Annotated in this window: 21 protein-coding genes; 6 read left to right on the top strand and 15 right to left on the bottom strand. The window is 59.2% G+C overall.

Annotated elements, in window-relative coordinates; genetic code table 11:
* Positions 1-296: 296 nt before the first annotated feature.
* Positions 297-1097: a glycoside hydrolase family 25 protein gene (locus tag AC2FIS_RS13740; protein WP_496773903.1), complete on the top strand. Its 801-nt coding sequence runs from the start codon at positions 297-299 to the stop codon at positions 1095-1097.
* On the opposite strand, the gene trmD is transcribed toward AC2FIS_RS13740, so the two are convergent.
* The 12 genes from trmD to AC2FIS_RS13680 all read right to left on the bottom strand — a co-directional run bounded on the left by trmD (position 1094) and on the right by AC2FIS_RS13680 (position 8588).
* On the bottom strand, positions 1094-1897 hold the full coding sequence (gene trmD / locus AC2FIS_RS13735) for a tRNA (guanosine(37)-N1)-methyltransferase TrmD (RefSeq protein WP_496773902.1): 804 nt from the start codon (positions 1895-1897) through the stop codon (positions 1094-1096). The genes AC2FIS_RS13740 and trmD overlap by 4 nt on opposite strands.
* Positions 1894-2709, bottom strand: coding sequence for a hypothetical protein (locus tag AC2FIS_RS13730; protein WP_496773901.1), 816 nt, complete (start codon positions 2707-2709; stop codon positions 1894-1896). Before AC2FIS_RS13730 ends, trmD begins: the two co-directional genes overlap by 4 nt.
* On the bottom strand, positions 2709-3212 hold the full coding sequence (gene rimM, locus AC2FIS_RS13725) for a ribosome maturation factor RimM (protein ID WP_496773899.1): 504 nt from the start codon (positions 3210-3212) through the stop codon (positions 2709-2711). Before rimM ends, AC2FIS_RS13730 begins: the two co-directional genes overlap by 1 nt.
* Complete coding sequence (locus AC2FIS_RS13720) at positions 3205-3354, bottom strand: hypothetical protein (protein ID WP_199520026.1); 150 nt, start codon at positions 3352-3354, stop codon at positions 3205-3207. Before AC2FIS_RS13720 ends, rimM begins: the two co-directional genes overlap by 8 nt.
* Before the next feature lie 6 nt (positions 3355-3360).
* Entirely contained in the window at positions 3361-3996 is a 636-nt protein-coding gene (gene bluB / locus AC2FIS_RS13715) for a 5,6-dimethylbenzimidazole synthase (RefSeq protein ID WP_496773898.1), read from the bottom strand.
* 12 nt (positions 3997-4008) lie between these two features.
* Positions 4009-4398: a 30S ribosomal protein S16 gene (gene rpsP / locus AC2FIS_RS13710; RefSeq protein ID WP_496773897.1), complete on the bottom strand. Its 390-nt coding sequence runs from the start codon at positions 4396-4398 to the stop codon at positions 4009-4011.
* A gap of 67 nt (positions 4399-4465) precedes the next feature.
* Positions 4466-4762, bottom strand: a complete 297-nt coding sequence (locus AC2FIS_RS13705) for a chorismate mutase (RefSeq protein WP_058273325.1) — start codon at positions 4760-4762, stop codon at positions 4466-4468.
* A complete protein-coding gene (locus AC2FIS_RS13700) occupies positions 4759-5310 on the bottom strand; it encodes a GNAT family N-acetyltransferase (RefSeq protein WP_496773896.1) in 552 nt (183 codons plus the stop codon). Before AC2FIS_RS13700 ends, AC2FIS_RS13705 begins: the two co-directional genes overlap by 4 nt.
* Positions 5307-5852 carry a GNAT family N-acetyltransferase gene (locus AC2FIS_RS13695; RefSeq protein WP_496773895.1) on the bottom strand — a complete coding sequence of 182 codons (546 nt, stop codon included), beginning with the start codon at positions 5850-5852 and terminating at the stop codon, positions 5307-5309. The genes AC2FIS_RS13700 and AC2FIS_RS13695 overlap by 4 nt, the downstream gene beginning before the upstream one ends.
* Complete coding sequence (locus AC2FIS_RS13690; RefSeq protein ID WP_472724384.1) at positions 5849-6406, bottom strand: GNAT family N-acetyltransferase; 558 nt, start codon at positions 6404-6406, stop codon at positions 5849-5851. Before AC2FIS_RS13690 ends, AC2FIS_RS13695 begins: the two co-directional genes overlap by 4 nt.
* Positions 6403-7908 carry a signal recognition particle protein gene (ffh, locus tag AC2FIS_RS13685; RefSeq protein WP_496773894.1) on the bottom strand — a complete coding sequence of 502 codons (1506 nt, stop codon included), beginning with the start codon at positions 7906-7908 and terminating at the stop codon, positions 6403-6405. The genes AC2FIS_RS13690 and ffh overlap by 4 nt, the downstream gene beginning before the upstream one ends.
* 161 nt (positions 7909-8069) lie before the next feature.
* The gene (locus AC2FIS_RS13680) at positions 8070-8588 is read right to left on the bottom strand and encodes a hypothetical protein (RefSeq protein WP_496773893.1); all 519 of its coding nucleotides are present in this window, start codon (positions 8586-8588) and stop codon (positions 8070-8072) included.
* Between the two features lie 89 nt (positions 8589-8677).
* Between AC2FIS_RS13680 and AC2FIS_RS13675 the strand changes: the two genes are divergently transcribed.
* On the top strand, positions 8678-9208 hold the full coding sequence (locus AC2FIS_RS13675) for a prolyl-tRNA synthetase associated domain-containing protein (protein ID WP_496773892.1): 531 nt from the start codon (positions 8678-8680) through the stop codon (positions 9206-9208).
* Here the strand turns inward: AC2FIS_RS13675 and AC2FIS_RS13670 are convergent, their stop codons facing one another.
* Complete coding sequence (locus AC2FIS_RS13670) at positions 9209-9949, bottom strand: aspartate/glutamate racemase family protein (protein ID WP_496773891.1); 741 nt, start codon at positions 9947-9949, stop codon at positions 9209-9211.
* Between the two features lie 71 nt (positions 9950-10020).
* The gene (locus AC2FIS_RS13665; RefSeq protein WP_496773890.1) at positions 10021-10602 is read right to left on the bottom strand and encodes an FMN-dependent NADH-azoreductase; all 582 of its coding nucleotides are present in this window, start codon (positions 10600-10602) and stop codon (positions 10021-10023) included.
* A 118-nt stretch (positions 10603-10720) separates the two neighbouring features.
* Between AC2FIS_RS13665 and AC2FIS_RS13660 the strand changes: the two genes are divergently transcribed.
* The 4 genes from AC2FIS_RS13660 (at position 10721) to AC2FIS_RS13645 (ending at position 13371) form a co-directional block, all read left to right on the top strand.
* Positions 10721-11599 carry a LysR family transcriptional regulator gene (locus AC2FIS_RS13660; RefSeq protein ID WP_496723330.1) on the top strand — a complete coding sequence of 293 codons (879 nt, stop codon included), beginning with the start codon at positions 10721-10723 and terminating at the stop codon, positions 11597-11599.
* Positions 11596-12510: a DMT family transporter gene (locus tag AC2FIS_RS13655; protein ID WP_496773889.1), complete on the top strand. Its 915-nt coding sequence runs from the start codon at positions 11596-11598 to the stop codon at positions 12508-12510. Before AC2FIS_RS13660 ends, AC2FIS_RS13655 begins: the two co-directional genes overlap by 4 nt.
* A gap of 62 nt (positions 12511-12572) precedes the next feature.
* On the top strand, positions 12573-12851 hold the full coding sequence (locus AC2FIS_RS13650; protein ID WP_496773888.1) for a hypothetical protein: 279 nt from the start codon (positions 12573-12575) through the stop codon (positions 12849-12851).
* A 106-nt stretch (positions 12852-12957) separates the two neighbouring features.
* Complete coding sequence (locus AC2FIS_RS13645) at positions 12958-13371, top strand: universal stress protein (protein WP_058273315.1); 414 nt, start codon at positions 12958-12960, stop codon at positions 13369-13371.
* A 2-nt stretch (positions 13372-13373) separates the two neighbouring features.
* Here the strand turns inward: AC2FIS_RS13645 and AC2FIS_RS13640 are convergent, their stop codons facing one another.
* The gene (locus AC2FIS_RS13640) at positions 13374-13709 is read right to left on the bottom strand and encodes an ArsR/SmtB family transcription factor (RefSeq protein ID WP_058273314.1); all 336 of its coding nucleotides are present in this window, start codon (positions 13707-13709) and stop codon (positions 13374-13376) included.
* Positions 13710-13873 lie beyond the last annotated feature (164 nt).

Genomic DNA, 13873 nt, shown 5'->3' with positions numbered 1-13873 from the left:
CAGCCCGCCAGAGGTCAGATCGAATATTCCTTTGGTCCGGTTCGCCCTGCCGCGCCGTGGCCGAAGAAAGCCGGGCGTCACGCCATGATGCAAACCAAAACACCGGAGTCGCATGTCGCGGCACCGGATTGCGCTGCTTTACGGGCTTTGTGGGCAGGGATCAAGCCTGAATCGCAAGAATGGTCAGGGCCAGATGGTAAGATTTCGCCACCGGCCAACAACACCGTTGCCTTGTCAGGCAGATCAGGCATTCTAGAGGGAATTATAAGAGCAGAAATTTAGAACAGGAACATACCATGCGCACAGCATTGATGCTGGCTGTTTTGGCCTTCGCGACCCTGTCCTGCGGTCGCAGCAGCCCTCCGCCCCAACAGGTCGAAGCTAAGGCATTTCTGAGCACCACGTCGCCCTCGGTCATTTTTCCAAGCTTTGGGGATGCCAAGCCGCACGAGTGGGAAGGCCGGCATCCGGGGCATTATCCGGTTCACGGGCTCGATGTTTCTCGATGGCAGGGTCCCATTGATTGGCGCAGGGCAAAGTCATCCGGTGTCAGTTTCGTATTCATCAAGGCGACCGAGGGGGGCGACGTGGCCGATCCTTTGTTCGACGACCACCGGCGAGGCGCGCAAGCCGCGGGCGTTCCCTGGGGGGCTTATCACTACTACTATTTCTGCCGACCGGCGCATGAGCAGGCGAAATGGTTCATCGAGAACGTGCCCAGAGGTGCCGACCTGCCGCATGTGCTGGACATGGAATGGACGCCACATTCCAAGACCTGCACCATCAGGCCCGATGGTGCGACCGTCCGGTCCGAGGCGAAGCGGTTCCTTGATATTCTGGAAAGCCACTATGGCCGCCGCCCGATCGTCTATACGACCGTGGATTTCTACGGTGACACCGATATCTCCCGCCTGCCGAAGACGGAATTCTGGCTGCGGTCGGTCGCCGGGCACCCGCGCAACGTTTACCCCAAGGCCGCATGGCGATTTTGGCAGTATACCGGTACGGGGCTGGTCCCCGGCGTTCAGGGCAAGGTGGATATCAACACGTTCAATGGCCCGCCCGAGATATGGGCGCGGTGGAAGGCCGGCGGTTAATCCTCTTTGCGCGTTTTCTGATAGCTGTCCCACAGATCAGGGCGTCGCTTGCGGGTGATCTCTTCGGACATCTGGTGACGCCATTCGGCAATGCGCCCGTGATGACCAGACATCAGAATGTCGGGGATCGGGCGACCTTTCCAATCTGCGGGTCGGGTGTATTGCGGGTGCTCTAAAAGACCCGAGGAAAAGCTTTCGTCTTCGGCTGAGGCCTGGTTGCCTAATACGCCGGGAATCAACCGCACAGTCGCGTCAATCAGCGCCTGTGCCGCGATCTCACCTCCGGTCATCACGAAATCACCAAGGCTGACTTCCTGAATGCCGTAATCCTCCAACACGCGTTCATCGACGCCTTCGAACCGACCGCAAAGCAAGGTCATGCCGTCGCAGCGTGCAAGGTTCTGCATCATTCGCTGATCCATGCGGCGACCGCGCGGGCTGAGGTATATCAGTGGCCAGTTGCCTTGCACGCCAGCCATTGTGTGTTCGATTGCCTCGCCCAGAACGTCTGCGCGCAACACCATACCCGCGCCACCGCCGGCCGGCGTGTCGTCGACATTGCGATGTTTGCCAACACCGAACTGGCGCAGATCCACGGTCTCTAACTGCCACAGCCCTTCTTGCAGGGCTTTGCCCGTCAGGCTTTCGCCCAGAACGCCGGGAAAGGCCGACGGGAACAGGGTGATGATTTTCGCCTTCCAGACCCCGTGCAGATCAGGGGTCGGAGACATCAATTCACGTGGCTTCAGCGTGGGTCGGATTGCCTTGCGTCCGTGAGATTTGCTTGGCTTGTCTGTCATATTGTGCCGACCATCGCGTTCTTTGCCCGCTCTACTACCAGCGCTTTTTGCCGGGTCAGTTCCGCTTCGTCCAGATGCGATCGGTTCAGTGTCAGCAATTCGGCCAGCACGCTTTCCGGCAGCCTGCTGTTGGATTTTGTGGGCGGCACCAAAAGTCGCGCCTTTTCCCGTGGCAAGTTAAGGAATTCGGCAAATGGTGTACCGGGACCAAAGCGTCGCAGCTGCATCTCTTCCAGCCACTCTTCGGTCACGGTGACCGACGGCAGTTTCTTGCGAATGTCCGAGACCGTTTCCTCAAGCGCGGGCAGGTGATCCATTTTCGCGCGAAAGGTTTCGAAATCCTGGGCCTCGCGGGTTCTCTGAAGATCGTGTGCCCAAAGGCTGCGCAACCACGCCCCTCGCTGGCGCAGGGACAGGTAGATCGTGATATCGACCTTCTGATCCTCGAACCGATCGCGGATGGCGTCTACCAGACAAGCGGCCAGATCCGGCGCGGCAGCATATCCCTGCTCTATATTGCGGCTGGGACGCAGGCCGCTGAAATTCTCTTCACTGACGATCAGGCCGCGTTTTGTGCCGAAGTTCCGCGTGGCCAGATACTCTCGGGTTTGCGTGCTGAATTCGGACAGCGTTCCCACGGTTCCATAGATGGAATGTCGGGTCGAGCTATCTGACAGCCCCGATTTGCGCGTCTTGTAAGGCAGCAAAAGCGCGAAATGCGGCCAGATCAATTCGCGATTTTCATACAGAAACGACTGTGCTGCGGTGGTTCCGGTCTTGTGGAGCCCCAGATGCAGCAGAACGCGTCGCATCAGATTAGCCCTTCGGGCGGGTCTACGATGATGCGGCCTTTGTCCAGATCCACAGTTGGAACAACCTCAAGCGTGAAGGGCAGAAAAACGGTGCCTTTCAACCCTGGCCCGTGCAGTTCCAGCAGATCTGCGGCGCCGTGGTTTTGTACCGACTTCACACGACCCAGCAGCGTTCCGCCGGTGTCATAGACCTCAAGCTCGATCAGGTCAGTGTGGTAAAACTCATCATCAGGCAATGATGGCAGCTGATCACGCCGCGCGAACAGGCGTAGGCCGTTGATGGCGTCTGCCTGTTCCTTGGTCTCGATCCCACCCAAACGCGCTGCAAAGCCGTTTTTGATTGGGCGGGTCAGGACCAGCGGATAGCGTTCCTTGCCGTATTCATCAGTTAGGGGCGAATAGGTCTCGATGTCCTCAGGGATGGCGCAAAAGCTTTTCAGCCGCACTTCGCCGCGCACGCCGTAAGACCCCGCAACGCTGCCCACGCAGATCAGATCAGTCATTTGGCTCTTCCGTCGTTACACATAATCCGTCCTGCCAGTCGCCAAGCGGGGCACATGCCTCGCGTTGGTTGTTGCGCTCAAAGAACACGCCCACAATAAAAGCGATCAGCAACAGGATGGGAAGTCGTATCAGTCCGAACATCTGGCTTTACCGCGTTTCGATATGCAATCGGGCGCTGCGCTGTTCCCAGCCGGCACGCTCAAGTTCGGGTCTTTCAGACATTTCTTCCGGCCAGCCCACACAGTAGTAGCCGACCAGAGACCAATCGTCAGGCACGGTCAGGTCGCGTTTCATCTGTTCTGGATCAAGGATTGAGACCCAGCCCAGACCCAATCCCTCGGCCCGCAAGGCGAGCCAGAACAAGGTGATAGCGGCGACGACGGAATAGCGGCGCATCTCTGGCATCGTGCCCGCGCCCAGCCCCAGACCTTTGTTGGTCGTCTCGTCCGAGAACACAGCCAGCTGAACAGGCGCTTCCTGCATGCCGGACAGCTTCAGGCGGCTGTATTTCAGCGCCTTGTCGCCCGAATAGCCTGCAAGGGCCTTTTCATTGGCGTGTTGGAAATTTTCCAGCGCTGCGGCACGCGCCGCTTCGCTTTCGACGCGAATGACGCGCCAGGGTTCGCTCAGCCCCACCGAAGGGGCCAGACGAAATGTGTCGAGGCAGCGCGTCAGCACCGCCTCGTCCACGGGACCGGTGCGAAACCGGCGCACATCGCGCCGGAGCCGCATCAGCAGTTCAAACTGCGTGCGAAAATCGTCGGTGAAATCCTGATCCTGCACGCGTTGACCTGCTTATTCTTCTGCCGCTGCTTCTTCAGCCGGAGCAGCAGCTGCCTCGGCGGCTTCAGCAGCCTTTGCAGCTTTCTCTTCCACGCGTTCCTGAGCCTTCTTGCCCGGGGTACCCTTGTTGGGGTTGTTACGCTCGGCCTTGTTAAGGGTGCCGGCGGCTTCCAGCATGCGTGCAATACGGTCGGTGGGTTGTGCGCCCTGATCCAACCAGTACTGAATGCGCTCCATGTTCATTTTCACGCGCTCTTCGCTGTCTTTCGGCAGCAGCGGGTTGTAGGTGCCCAGCTTCTCGATGAAACGGCCGTCGCGCGGCATGCGGCTGTCAGCAGCCACGATGCGGTAGAAGGGACGCTTTTTCGAGCCGCCGCGGGCGAGACGAATTTTCATTGCCATGGTGGTATCTCCTTTGGATGGCATCACGCCGGAGGCGTGTCTTTGTTAAGACCGGGATTTGCCCGGTTTAGTTCTGGTGTTTCTTGTGGTGTCGGATGACTTCCTGAATGATGAAATTCAGGAAAGCCTTGGCGAAATCTGGGTCCAGATGGGCCTTGTCCGCCAGGTCTTCTAACCGTGCGATCTGCGCGGACTCGCGCGAGGGATCGGACGGGGGAAGGTCGTGTTCGGCCTTGAGCTTGCCAACGGCCTGAGTGTGCTTGAACCGCTCGCCCAGCGTGTAGACGAGGATCGCGTCCAGCCGGTCGATGCTTTCGCGATGCTCTTTCAGCAACGTCGCAGCCCGAGTCACAGGGTTGTTCATTGGCCGGTCCTTTCGGTGGTCAAAGCGGTGTCAGAGAATTCGAGTTTCGGGTGCCGCCAAACCTGGCAGCGTTGACCCACAACCTCGCCTTCGCGTTCATAGGTGGCGCCAAGACGTTCGGCCAATGCGCGCGAGCGGTTGTTTTCATGGGCGATGTACGAAATCGGGCCATTCACCCCCTGGTGTTGGGCGGCATAGGCGCGGGCAGCCTTCGCGGCCTCGAACGCAATTCCTTTGCCTTCGAAACCATCGAAAATGACCCAACCCAATTCGGGCTCATCCCAGCCCGGCGCGTTGATGATCCCGGTCCAGCCTGCAAACGCGCCGCTTGCCTTTTCACCGATGTGCCAACCGCCGTAACCCATGATGGCCCAATGCCCGAACCGGCCCAAAAGGGATCGCCATGCTTCAAGCGGCGTTTTTGGGCCACCGACCATGCGGCTGCGGTCCGACGCGAAGAAGGTTGTCATCGCGGGCAGATCACCCTCTTGTGGAGCCCGTAGGATCAGGTTTTCTGTTTCTACGGTGGGGATGGTGTACGAGGTCATGCGTAGGCCTCCATTCCGCCGTTCACCAGATCGGCCGGGGCAGGGTGCCGCCAGACTTGCATCGTACCGAAAGCCGGGTGTTCGAAAGTGTAATCGAACTGGGCACCCAGACGTTCGGCCACGGCCTTGCTGCCCAGATTCTCCGGGTCGATCAGCGAAATTGCCGTTTCCCAGCCCAGCACATCATAGGCATGGGCGCGCGCGGCCAGCGCGGCCTCGGTCGCGTAACCTTTGCCGGTGGCGTTGTTCATCAACGTCCAGCCGATTTCAGGTTCGGGCCAGCTGTGCGGGCACCACAGGCCGACATGGCCGACATAGGTGCCTGTGTCCTTTTCCTCGACGCCCCAGAACCCGTAGCCGCGCATGGCCCAGTGACCCAGCAGCATGGCAATGGCGCGCCATGTTTCATCAGGGCGCAAGGGGCCGCCGACGAATTTCGACGCATCGCTGGCAAAGAACTCGGCCTCAGCCTCGAAGTCCGCTTCGCAAGGGGCCCGCATGATCAGGCGTTCCGTTTCCAATCTGGGGATCGACGGTGTCATGCCTGCACCTCGCTATATCGCCAGACACGCTGATCTGCGTCAAAGGCGCTCTCGGCCGCCGCGTCACGGGACGCGCCAAGGCGGCGCGCCAACGCATTCGAACGCGTGTTCGACCGCGAGACATAACTGACGAACTGGCCCGATCCGAGCAGGTCGAAACCGAAGTCACGTACGGCCGCGCAGGCCTCAGTCGCATAGCCTTGCTTGCGGTGCTCGGCGCTGAACATATAGCCAAGCTCGGGTTCGCGGTCATCCCATTCCAGCCCCAGCAAAACGAAACCAGCGATCTGATCATCGTTCTTCAGGGTCACCGTGAACAGGCCATGCCCATGCAGAAGCCACCCGGAGGTATAGTAGGAAAACTCGGTCCAAGCCTCCTGCTCGGAACTGCCAAAGCTCTCGCCGCAAACTGTGGTCCAAACAGGCAAGTCATCCAGAGTGGGTGCACGCAGAACCAGCCGCCGGGTCTGAATGACCGGCAGGGCCGCGCGATATTGCGCTGCTGCCATCGCCGCCTTTCCGGACGGGGGCTGGGTGCAGCGTGCTGGTGTCACTTTTTCTTTCCGAAACCGCTCAGACCCGGGGGCAGGGCCATGCCGCCACCCATTCCAGGCATACCGGGCATCTTGCCGCCCATCGCTTTGGCCGCCTGTTCCAGCGCTTTGGGGTCCATGCCTGCGGCCATGTCTTCGGGCGAGGGGCCGCCTTTACCGAACATGCCTTTCATGGCCTGTTTCAGCATCTTGCCTTTGCCCATTTTGCCCATCTTCTTCATCATGTCCGACATCTGCCGGTGCATCTTGAGCAGCTTGTTGAGGTCGCTGACCTCCATCCCGGAACCTGCCGCAATGCGTTTCTTGCGGCTGGCCTGCAGCAATTGCGGGTTGGCACGTTCGCGTTTGGTCATGGACTGGATCAGGGCGATCTGGCGCTTGAGCACCTTGTCGTCCATGCCTGCCTCTTCGACCTGCTTGGCCATCTTGCCCATGCCGGGCATCATGCCCATCATGCCCTGCATGCCGCCCATCTGGATCATCTGTTCCAGCTGCAATTTCAGGTCGTTCATGTTGAACTGACCTTTGACCATGCGCTTCATCATGCGCTCGGTCTGTTCCATCTCCATCGTTTCTTGGGCTTTTTCGACCAGGGCAACGATGTCGCCCATGCCCAGAATACGACCGGCGATCCGGTCCGGCTCAAAGGTTTCGAGCGCGTCCATCTTCTCGCCCAAACCGACAAAGCGGATCGGCTTGCCGGTAACCGCGCGCATCGACAGCGCCGCACCGCCGCGCCCGTCACCATCCATCCGGGTCAGGACGACGCCGGAAATGCCGACCTTGGCTTCGAATTCCTCGGCCACTTCAACGGCGACCTGACCGGTCAGGCCGTCGACCACCAGCAGGGTCTCGCGCGGATCAACAACGTTACGAACTTGCTCGACCTCGTTCATCAGCACTTCGTCGATGTGCAAACGGCCTGCGGTGTCCAACATGTAGACGTCATAACCGCCCAACGTCGCCTGTTGCTTGGCGCGCTTGGCGATGTCGACGGGTTTCTGACCGGGAACGATTGGCAGCGTGTCCACGCCAACTTGGATGCCCAGAACGGCCAGCTGATCCATCGCCGCCGGGCGATAGACGTCGAGCGAGGCCATAAGGACCTTCTTGCCCTCTTTCTCTTTCAGGCGTTTGGCCAGCTTACCGGTCGTGGTCGTTTTACCTGAACCCTGCAGGCCGACCATCAGGATCGGAGCAGGCGGGTTATCGATTTTCAGAGCGCCGGGGTCTTCCTCGCCGCGCAGGGTGTCCACCATCGCGTCATGCACGATCTTGACGACCTGCTGTCCGGGGGTGATTGATTTGGTCACCGCCTGACCGGTGGCTTGATCCTGCACTTTCTTGACGAATTCACGTGCAACCGGCAGCGAGACGTCAGCCTCAAGTAAGGCCACGCGCACTTCGCGCAGGGCAGTTTTGACGTCCTCTTCGGACAGGGCACCCTGTTTGGTCAGCCGGTCAAAGACGCCAGAGAGGCGTTCGGATAGATTTTCAAACATGCCTTCGGCCTCCTTAGCCGGTTATCTGATGGCAGTTCCTAGGTAGGAAGCGCCGGTTAAACGCACAATTGCCCCCACGGGCGTGACACGCTGGTGGGGGGCGATCCCTGAACGACTCAAGGGACCGGAAGATCAGACGCTTCCGGATGTTTGACGGCGACTTAGGCCGATTGGCTGTCCGAGTCAACCTCTCGCGCGGGTAGCCAGTTGTTGACCGCATCAACCATCCGCTGTGCGCCGCGCCCGCTGACATAGGCTTCGACGATCGGGTGACGACCAGCGCTCATGCCTTTTTTAAGAATCAGAACGGGGCGATGCATCTTGGACGTGGTCCTGTCGCGGGTCGAGGTGGTGGTTTCCACCTCGGCATGGGACAGGTTCGACAACTCATGTTCTACTGCGTCATACCCAAAGATCGATTGACGACGGATCAAGATACTATTGCTGTTGCGGTCCAATATGACCTGTACGCGGCGCACAAAGACGCAGAATGCGCCAAAGCCCAACCCGCCACCGAACAGAGCAAAGAAGATGCCGAACAATATGCCCTCGCCACCCTCGCTGACCATGAATAAACCAGCCCCAACAAAACAGAGGATAAAGAGTACCAGCGTAATGCCAATGAACCATGGCGTGTTGGTCAGGATCAGTTGGTCCGGGGTGCTGCGCGTGACTTTCATGGCGGCACGCTAGCATCGATTTTTAGGCCTGTCGTGGCTTGAATCTGTCAGCGCATTGCGCGATGAGCGCCTCAAACGAGGAGGTTCCCATGGACGCGTCATCCACTTTTCAAGACACGTTGCCGATCAGTTCAGACGCGCTGTTGCAGCGGTTGGATGACTGGGGGCTGAGCTATCGTCTGCACTCGCATATTCCCCTGCGCACGGTTGAGGATGCCAAAGGCGTTGAAGAGCAATTCCTGGTACCGGGCGAAAACTCCCTGCGCCTCAAGAACCTGTACCTGCGCGACAAGAAAAAGCGGAACTATCTGGTGACGCTCGAACAAAGCCGCGAGATTGACCTCAAGGCGCTGGGCACAGAGCTGGGGATCGGTAATCTGTCCTTTGGATCAGCGGAGCGGTTGTTTCAGAGCCTCGGTATCCGTCCCGGCGCGGTCAGTCCGCTGGCCATGATCAACGGTGTGCAAAACGATGTGCGGTTCTTCATGGACGCCACCGCGCAAACGACGGACATCATCTATATGCATCCTCTGGTAAATGATCGGACCGTCGCCATGACGCGCGACGACCTGATGGCATTCTTCGATCAGGTCGGATGCGCAGTCACCTGGCTGCCGTGATCAGTCGTTCAGCGCCTCTTCGAGGGCTGCGGCGGCATGGGCGGCGGACGGATTGACGAACAGGTGGCCGTCAGCTTCAAAAACAGGGTCATCCAGGTGGTCGGGAAAGGCCAGCGGCAGTTCGGTACACGCCAGCAAGATCGCAGTTCCAGGTTTTGCGTGCTTGTCGCAGAAAGTTAGTAAACGAGCGCGCGCCGTGGCTGATGCGCCGCCGTAGAAGTCACTGTCGATCATCGCCTGCATCTCGGCAATTTCCGTTTCGGGTAGGCGATCATTTGCAATGATCCCTTCGGCGGCCAATCGGTCTGAATAATTGCTGGCCTGCATGGTCACTGTCGTTCCCAGAATCAGGGCTGTGGACGCCTTGGTAGATGCCGTGGCCTCAGCCGTCGCATCGAAAATGCTGAGAATGGGCATGGTGATGCCTTGCCGGATCGCATGCAGCCGCGCGTGCGGAGTGTTTGAGGCGATGATGCCAAAGTCGCAGCCCGCGTTTTCAAGCTTCAGCAATGCCTCGCGAAACACCGCGTCGAACCCGGACCAACTGGCCTCGTCCCCGGCGGTTCCCCGCAGGGCGCGGGTTTTGGCCTGCGTAACGGATTCGATTGTCATAGGCGGGATCGGCAAGGGCGAGCCGTGGCCGCGATTGGCAAAGTGCCTGCTGGCCCCTTCTGCGATCGCTCGGTAGTAATCCACGGTCGAGGCCCAGCCCACACCGCCCAGAATGCCGATTTTCTTCATGATGAACGCCCAGTCTGCAAATCTCGCTTAAGGCAGACTGGACGTTTCACAAGACAAAGGCCAGAGGTGGGTCAGGCGGCGAGTTGAGTTACCGCTTTTTGGGCGTTCGCCAACGCGGCGTCCGCATCCAGCGCCATCTTGTCAGCCGCAATCACGTCGACGTCGTGGATGCCGATGAATCCTAGAACGTGCTTGGCATAGTTGGTGGCAAAGTCGATCTCGGACCCTACTTCGGTGCCGCCGGACGCGATTGCCAGCACGGCGCGCTTACCTTCCAGTAGGCCTTTGGGGCCAGTTTCTGAATAGGCAAAGGTCAGACCCACGCGGGCGACAAGGTCAATCCAGGCCTTGAAGGCCGCAGGCACCGAGAAGTTGTAGATCGGCAGCCCGATGACAATGGTGTCGGCGTTTTGCAGCTCGCTAACCAACTCGTCGGACAGGGCCAGCAGATCACGCTGAACCTCGTCACGCTGATCCGCGGGGGTGAAGTTGGCGTTGATCCAGTCTTCGGTCAACAAAGGCAGGGGGCTGGCAAGATCGCGGCGAATAATGCGCTGGGCTCCAAGGTGCCCGATAATCTGGCGGGAAAGGTCGCGGGTGGCGGATCCGGTGCGGCGGGCCGAGGCGTCGATATGCAGGATGGTCTTGGTCATGTCAGGGTTTCCTTTTTGGCGGGGTAACTGTTTCCGCTCCCAATATGAGTGTTGCGTCAGCGAACGAAACGCGGATATACCAACAGGTATTGTTGGAATTTGCACAGTGAGATTGGGCATGGATAATTGGGACGAAGTCAAAACCGCCTATCAGGTCGCTCGGATGGGCACCGTCAGCGGCGCGGCCGAAATCTTGGGCGTGCACCATGCCACCGTGATCCGCCATATCGACGCGATCGAGGCGCGACTGGGCGTCAAACTGTTCCAGCGCCACGCCCGTGGCTATACCCCAACCGATGCCGGAGAGGACCTTCTGCGCGTGGCTCAGGCCACCGAAGATCAGTTCAATCAGTTGGTGGGCCGGATGAAGGGGCGCGGCGATGATGTGTCGGGCGAATTGGTTGTAACATCTCTGGCCTCGCTGGCGCCCTTGGTCGTTCCCGCCCTGTCCGAGTTCCAATCAATGCATCCGGGCCTTATTGTGCGTTACCTGACCGGGGACCGCCTGTTCCGTTTGGAATACGGCGAAGCGCATGTCGCTATCCGAGCGGGCGCTGCCCCGGATCAGCCTGACAATGTGGTGCAGCCGTTTATCCCGCAAGAAATCGGGCTGTTTGCCAGCAAGTCTTACATTGCGCGCCGCGGTCGACCAGCAACCCTGGACGAATTCGCTAACCACCTGTTTGTCGGCACGGATGATGAGAACAGCCGCGCACCGTTTTCCAGATGGCTGCGCGAAAACGTTCCTGCCGAGGCAATCGCATTCCGCTGTACCAACAACTTCTGCATGCGCGAGGCGGTTCTGGCCGGCGCCGGGATTGGCTTCATGGCCCGGTGGGAAGCAACCCGCGATCCGGAACTGGTCGAAGTGATGGAACCGCTGCCCGAATGGTCCGGCAAGCTGTGGCTGGTGACACATGTTGACCTGCACCGCACGACCAAGGTGCAGGCGTTCCTGTCCTTCCTCAAGGAGCAGTCCAAAGGCTGGCTTTCGTGACACCGCAGTCACGTGGTCATTTGGCCATGATCACGTTCTCGGTTTTGGTGGCAGGCAGCTTCTCGCTGGGGTCCATCGTGGCCAATCAGATTGCACCGCTGGCGATTACAGCCGGACGGTTTCTGATTGCGGCTGTCATCATTGGCATTGCGGCGCTGGCCACCACCGGGTTGCCGCGCAGCGCTGCGCAAGCGCCGTGGCGATACGCCGTTTTGGGCGGGCTGTTCGCCACTTACTTTGTTCTTATGTTTTACGGCTTGAAAACCGCAGATCCGGTCAGCACATCCGCGGTATTCACCCTGACGCCGGTCATGTCTGCGGTCGCCGGATGGGTTCTGCTGCGCCAGATCACCACTCCGCGCATGGCTTTTGCCCTGACGGTGGGGGCAACCGGAGCTTTATGGGTTATCTTTCGCGCCGATTGGCAGTCCTTTCGCGCCTTCGAGATCGGTGGCGGAGAGACAATCTTTTTCTGGGGCTGCATGGCGCATGCAATCTACACGCCGATGGTGCGCAAACTGAACCGGGGCGAGCCCGCAGTGGTCTTTACATTTGGAACACTGGTTGCTGGCTGCGTGATCCTGACGGTGGTCGGCTGGTCAGACATCCGTGCAACCGATTGGGCGAACCTGCCGCTGATCGTCTGGGTCAGCCTGCTGTATCTTTCTATCTTCGCAACGGCCTCCAGTTTCGTTCTGGTCCAGTTTGCAGCGCTACGCCTGCCGTCGGCCAAAGTCATGGCCTACACATATCTGATCCCCAGTTGGGTGATCCTGTGGGAGATCGCGCTTGGGCGACCTGCGCCAACCGTTATGGTGCTGGTCGGTGTCGTTTTAACCGCGATCGCGCTGGTTCTGCTGCTCAAAAGCGAAGAGCAATCTGCGAAAGACACTGCGCCGGTCTCGGAATGACCCTTGCCATTTGGCAGTAATCTAACGACCCTCGGGTCTGATGAACCATCCCGGAGGGAATGATGAAGAAAGCTGTTCTATTCGTCGCCGGTGCGTTGTTATCCGCCTGTACGCAAGGAGGGGGGCAGGGGTCGTCAGAGACCGACCTTCAAGGCAGTTGTGAGGCACTCGTGTCGGCTGAGACAGGTGTTCAAGCCGCTGACGTCAACGCGGTTTCGACCGAGTCCGTGCCGACTGGAACAATCACGACAATTGAGGTCGCTGGCGCTCTGGCACCGTGGTTGTGTCTTGCGGATGCAACGGGTGTGATCATCGGCGTCGAGTATAGCCAGGAAGGCTAGCTGGGAACGGACCAAACCGACGGAAATGGTCGCGGTCATCTACATGAGGCAGATCAAAGTGCTCTATTCCTGAGCCCGCTAACATCGGCGGCAGGAGGAAGATGCCATGTTTAGTCACATTATGATCCCGGTTGATATTCACCTGCCGCCGGAAATTCGCAAGGCTCTGGATGTCGCGGCGCAAATGGCGAGATGGCAAAACGCCCGGATCACGATCGTCAGCGTGACCGGAACCCAGCCGGGCGACGTCACGCATTCAGATGCGGAGATTAGCACCGAGCTGCAAGCCATTGTGGATCAACTTACCGAGCAGAGTGGCTCCGAGGTTTCAGCGCGCAACATCCACTCGGTAGATGTAGCTGCAGAGGTCGACGGTGATTTGACCCGCGCCGCTGAAGAGATTGGGGCCGACCTAATCGTCGTTGGGACGCACGCACCGCGCATCACGGACCACATCTTTTCCAGCCATGCCGGATATCTGGCCAAGCACGCAAAAGTATCGGTGTTTGTAGTTAGATAGGTCTAGGGATCGTCTGTTGCGGGCAGTTCGACTTCCAGAAAACGTTCAAACGCATCCAGATTGACCGGTTCAAATTGACCGAACCCCTGCATCCAAACGGATGCCGCCCGCAGCGCGTCGGGTTCCAGTTTACACCACTTCACCCGCCCGCGCTTTTCCTGGCTGATCAACCCGGCCTTGGTCAGAATGATCAGATGTTTCGAGATCGCGGCCAGCGACATCTCGAACGGGTCGGCGACGTCGGTCACGGCCATGTCATCTTCCAGCAGCATCGCAAGGATGGCGCGGCGGGTCGGGTCGGCGAGGGCCGCGAAAACGGTATCGAGGTCATTGGACATGCCATCGCTCAATCACAGCGCCCGGTTTTGGTCAACCATTTGGTTGAATATACGAATTGAGCGGTTTTTACGCGGGCCGATGGATGGGGGCAAATCCAATGCACCTTGGCATCCTGAATAAATTTCACAAAAACAGAGGTTTAACCTGCGGCAAATCGGGCGCT

The organism is Ruegeria sp. CDSB113, from assembly GCF_059611045.1.
This window is presented reverse-complemented; position numbering and strand designations above follow the sequence as displayed.

Bases quoted from the DNA above. Each gene is read 5' to 3' on its own strand.
- AC2FIS_RS13740 (WP_496773903.1), top strand. From the start codon at position 297: ATGCGCACAGCATTGATGCTGGCTGTTTTGGCCTTCGCGACCCTGTCC.
- trmD (WP_496773902.1), bottom strand. From the start codon at position 1,897: ATGACAGACAAGCCAAGCAAATCTCACGGACGCAAGGCAATCCGACCC.
- AC2FIS_RS13730 (WP_496773901.1), bottom strand. From the start codon at position 2,709: ATGCGACGCGTTCTGCTGCATCTGGGGCTCCACAAGACCGGAACCACC.
- rimM (WP_496773899.1), bottom strand. From the start codon at position 3,212: ATGACTGATCTGATCTGCGTGGGCAGCGTTGCGGGGTCTTACGGCGTG.
- AC2FIS_RS13720 (WP_199520026.1), bottom strand. From the start codon at position 3,354: ATGTTCGGACTGATACGACTTCCCATCCTGTTGCTGATCGCTTTTATT.
- rpsP (WP_496773897.1), bottom strand. From the start codon at position 4,398: ATGGCAATGAAAATTCGTCTCGCCCGCGGCGGCTCGAAAAAGCGTCCC.
- AC2FIS_RS13705 (WP_058273325.1), bottom strand. From the start codon at position 4,762: ATGAACAACCCTGTGACTCGGGCTGCGACGTTGCTGAAAGAGCATCGC.
- AC2FIS_RS13700 (WP_496773896.1), bottom strand. From the start codon at position 5,310: ATGACCTCGTACACCATCCCCACCGTAGAAACAGAAAACCTGATCCTA.
- AC2FIS_RS13695 (WP_496773895.1), bottom strand. From the start codon at position 5,852: ATGACACCGTCGATCCCCAGATTGGAAACGGAACGCCTGATCATGCGG.
- ffh (WP_496773894.1), bottom strand. From the start codon at position 7,908: ATGTTTGAAAATCTATCCGAACGCCTCTCTGGCGTCTTTGACCGGCTG.
- AC2FIS_RS13680 (WP_496773893.1), bottom strand. From the start codon at position 8,588: ATGAAAGTCACGCGCAGCACCCCGGACCAACTGATCCTGACCAACACG.
- AC2FIS_RS13675 (WP_496773892.1), top strand. From the start codon at position 8,678: ATGGACGCGTCATCCACTTTTCAAGACACGTTGCCGATCAGTTCAGAC.
- AC2FIS_RS13670 (WP_496773891.1), bottom strand. From the start codon at position 9,949: ATGAAGAAAATCGGCATTCTGGGCGGTGTGGGCTGGGCCTCGACCGTG.
- AC2FIS_RS13665 (WP_496773890.1), bottom strand. From the start codon at position 10,602: ATGACCAAGACCATCCTGCATATCGACGCCTCGGCCCGCCGCACCGGA.
- AC2FIS_RS13660 (WP_496723330.1), top strand. From the start codon at position 10,721: ATGGATAATTGGGACGAAGTCAAAACCGCCTATCAGGTCGCTCGGATG.
- AC2FIS_RS13650 (WP_496773888.1), top strand. From the start codon at position 12,573: ATGAAGAAAGCTGTTCTATTCGTCGCCGGTGCGTTGTTATCCGCCTGT.
- AC2FIS_RS13645 (WP_058273315.1), top strand. From the start codon at position 12,958: ATGTTTAGTCACATTATGATCCCGGTTGATATTCACCTGCCGCCGGAA.
- AC2FIS_RS13640 (WP_058273314.1), bottom strand. From the start codon at position 13,709: ATGTCCAATGACCTCGATACCGTTTTCGCGGCCCTCGCCGACCCGACC.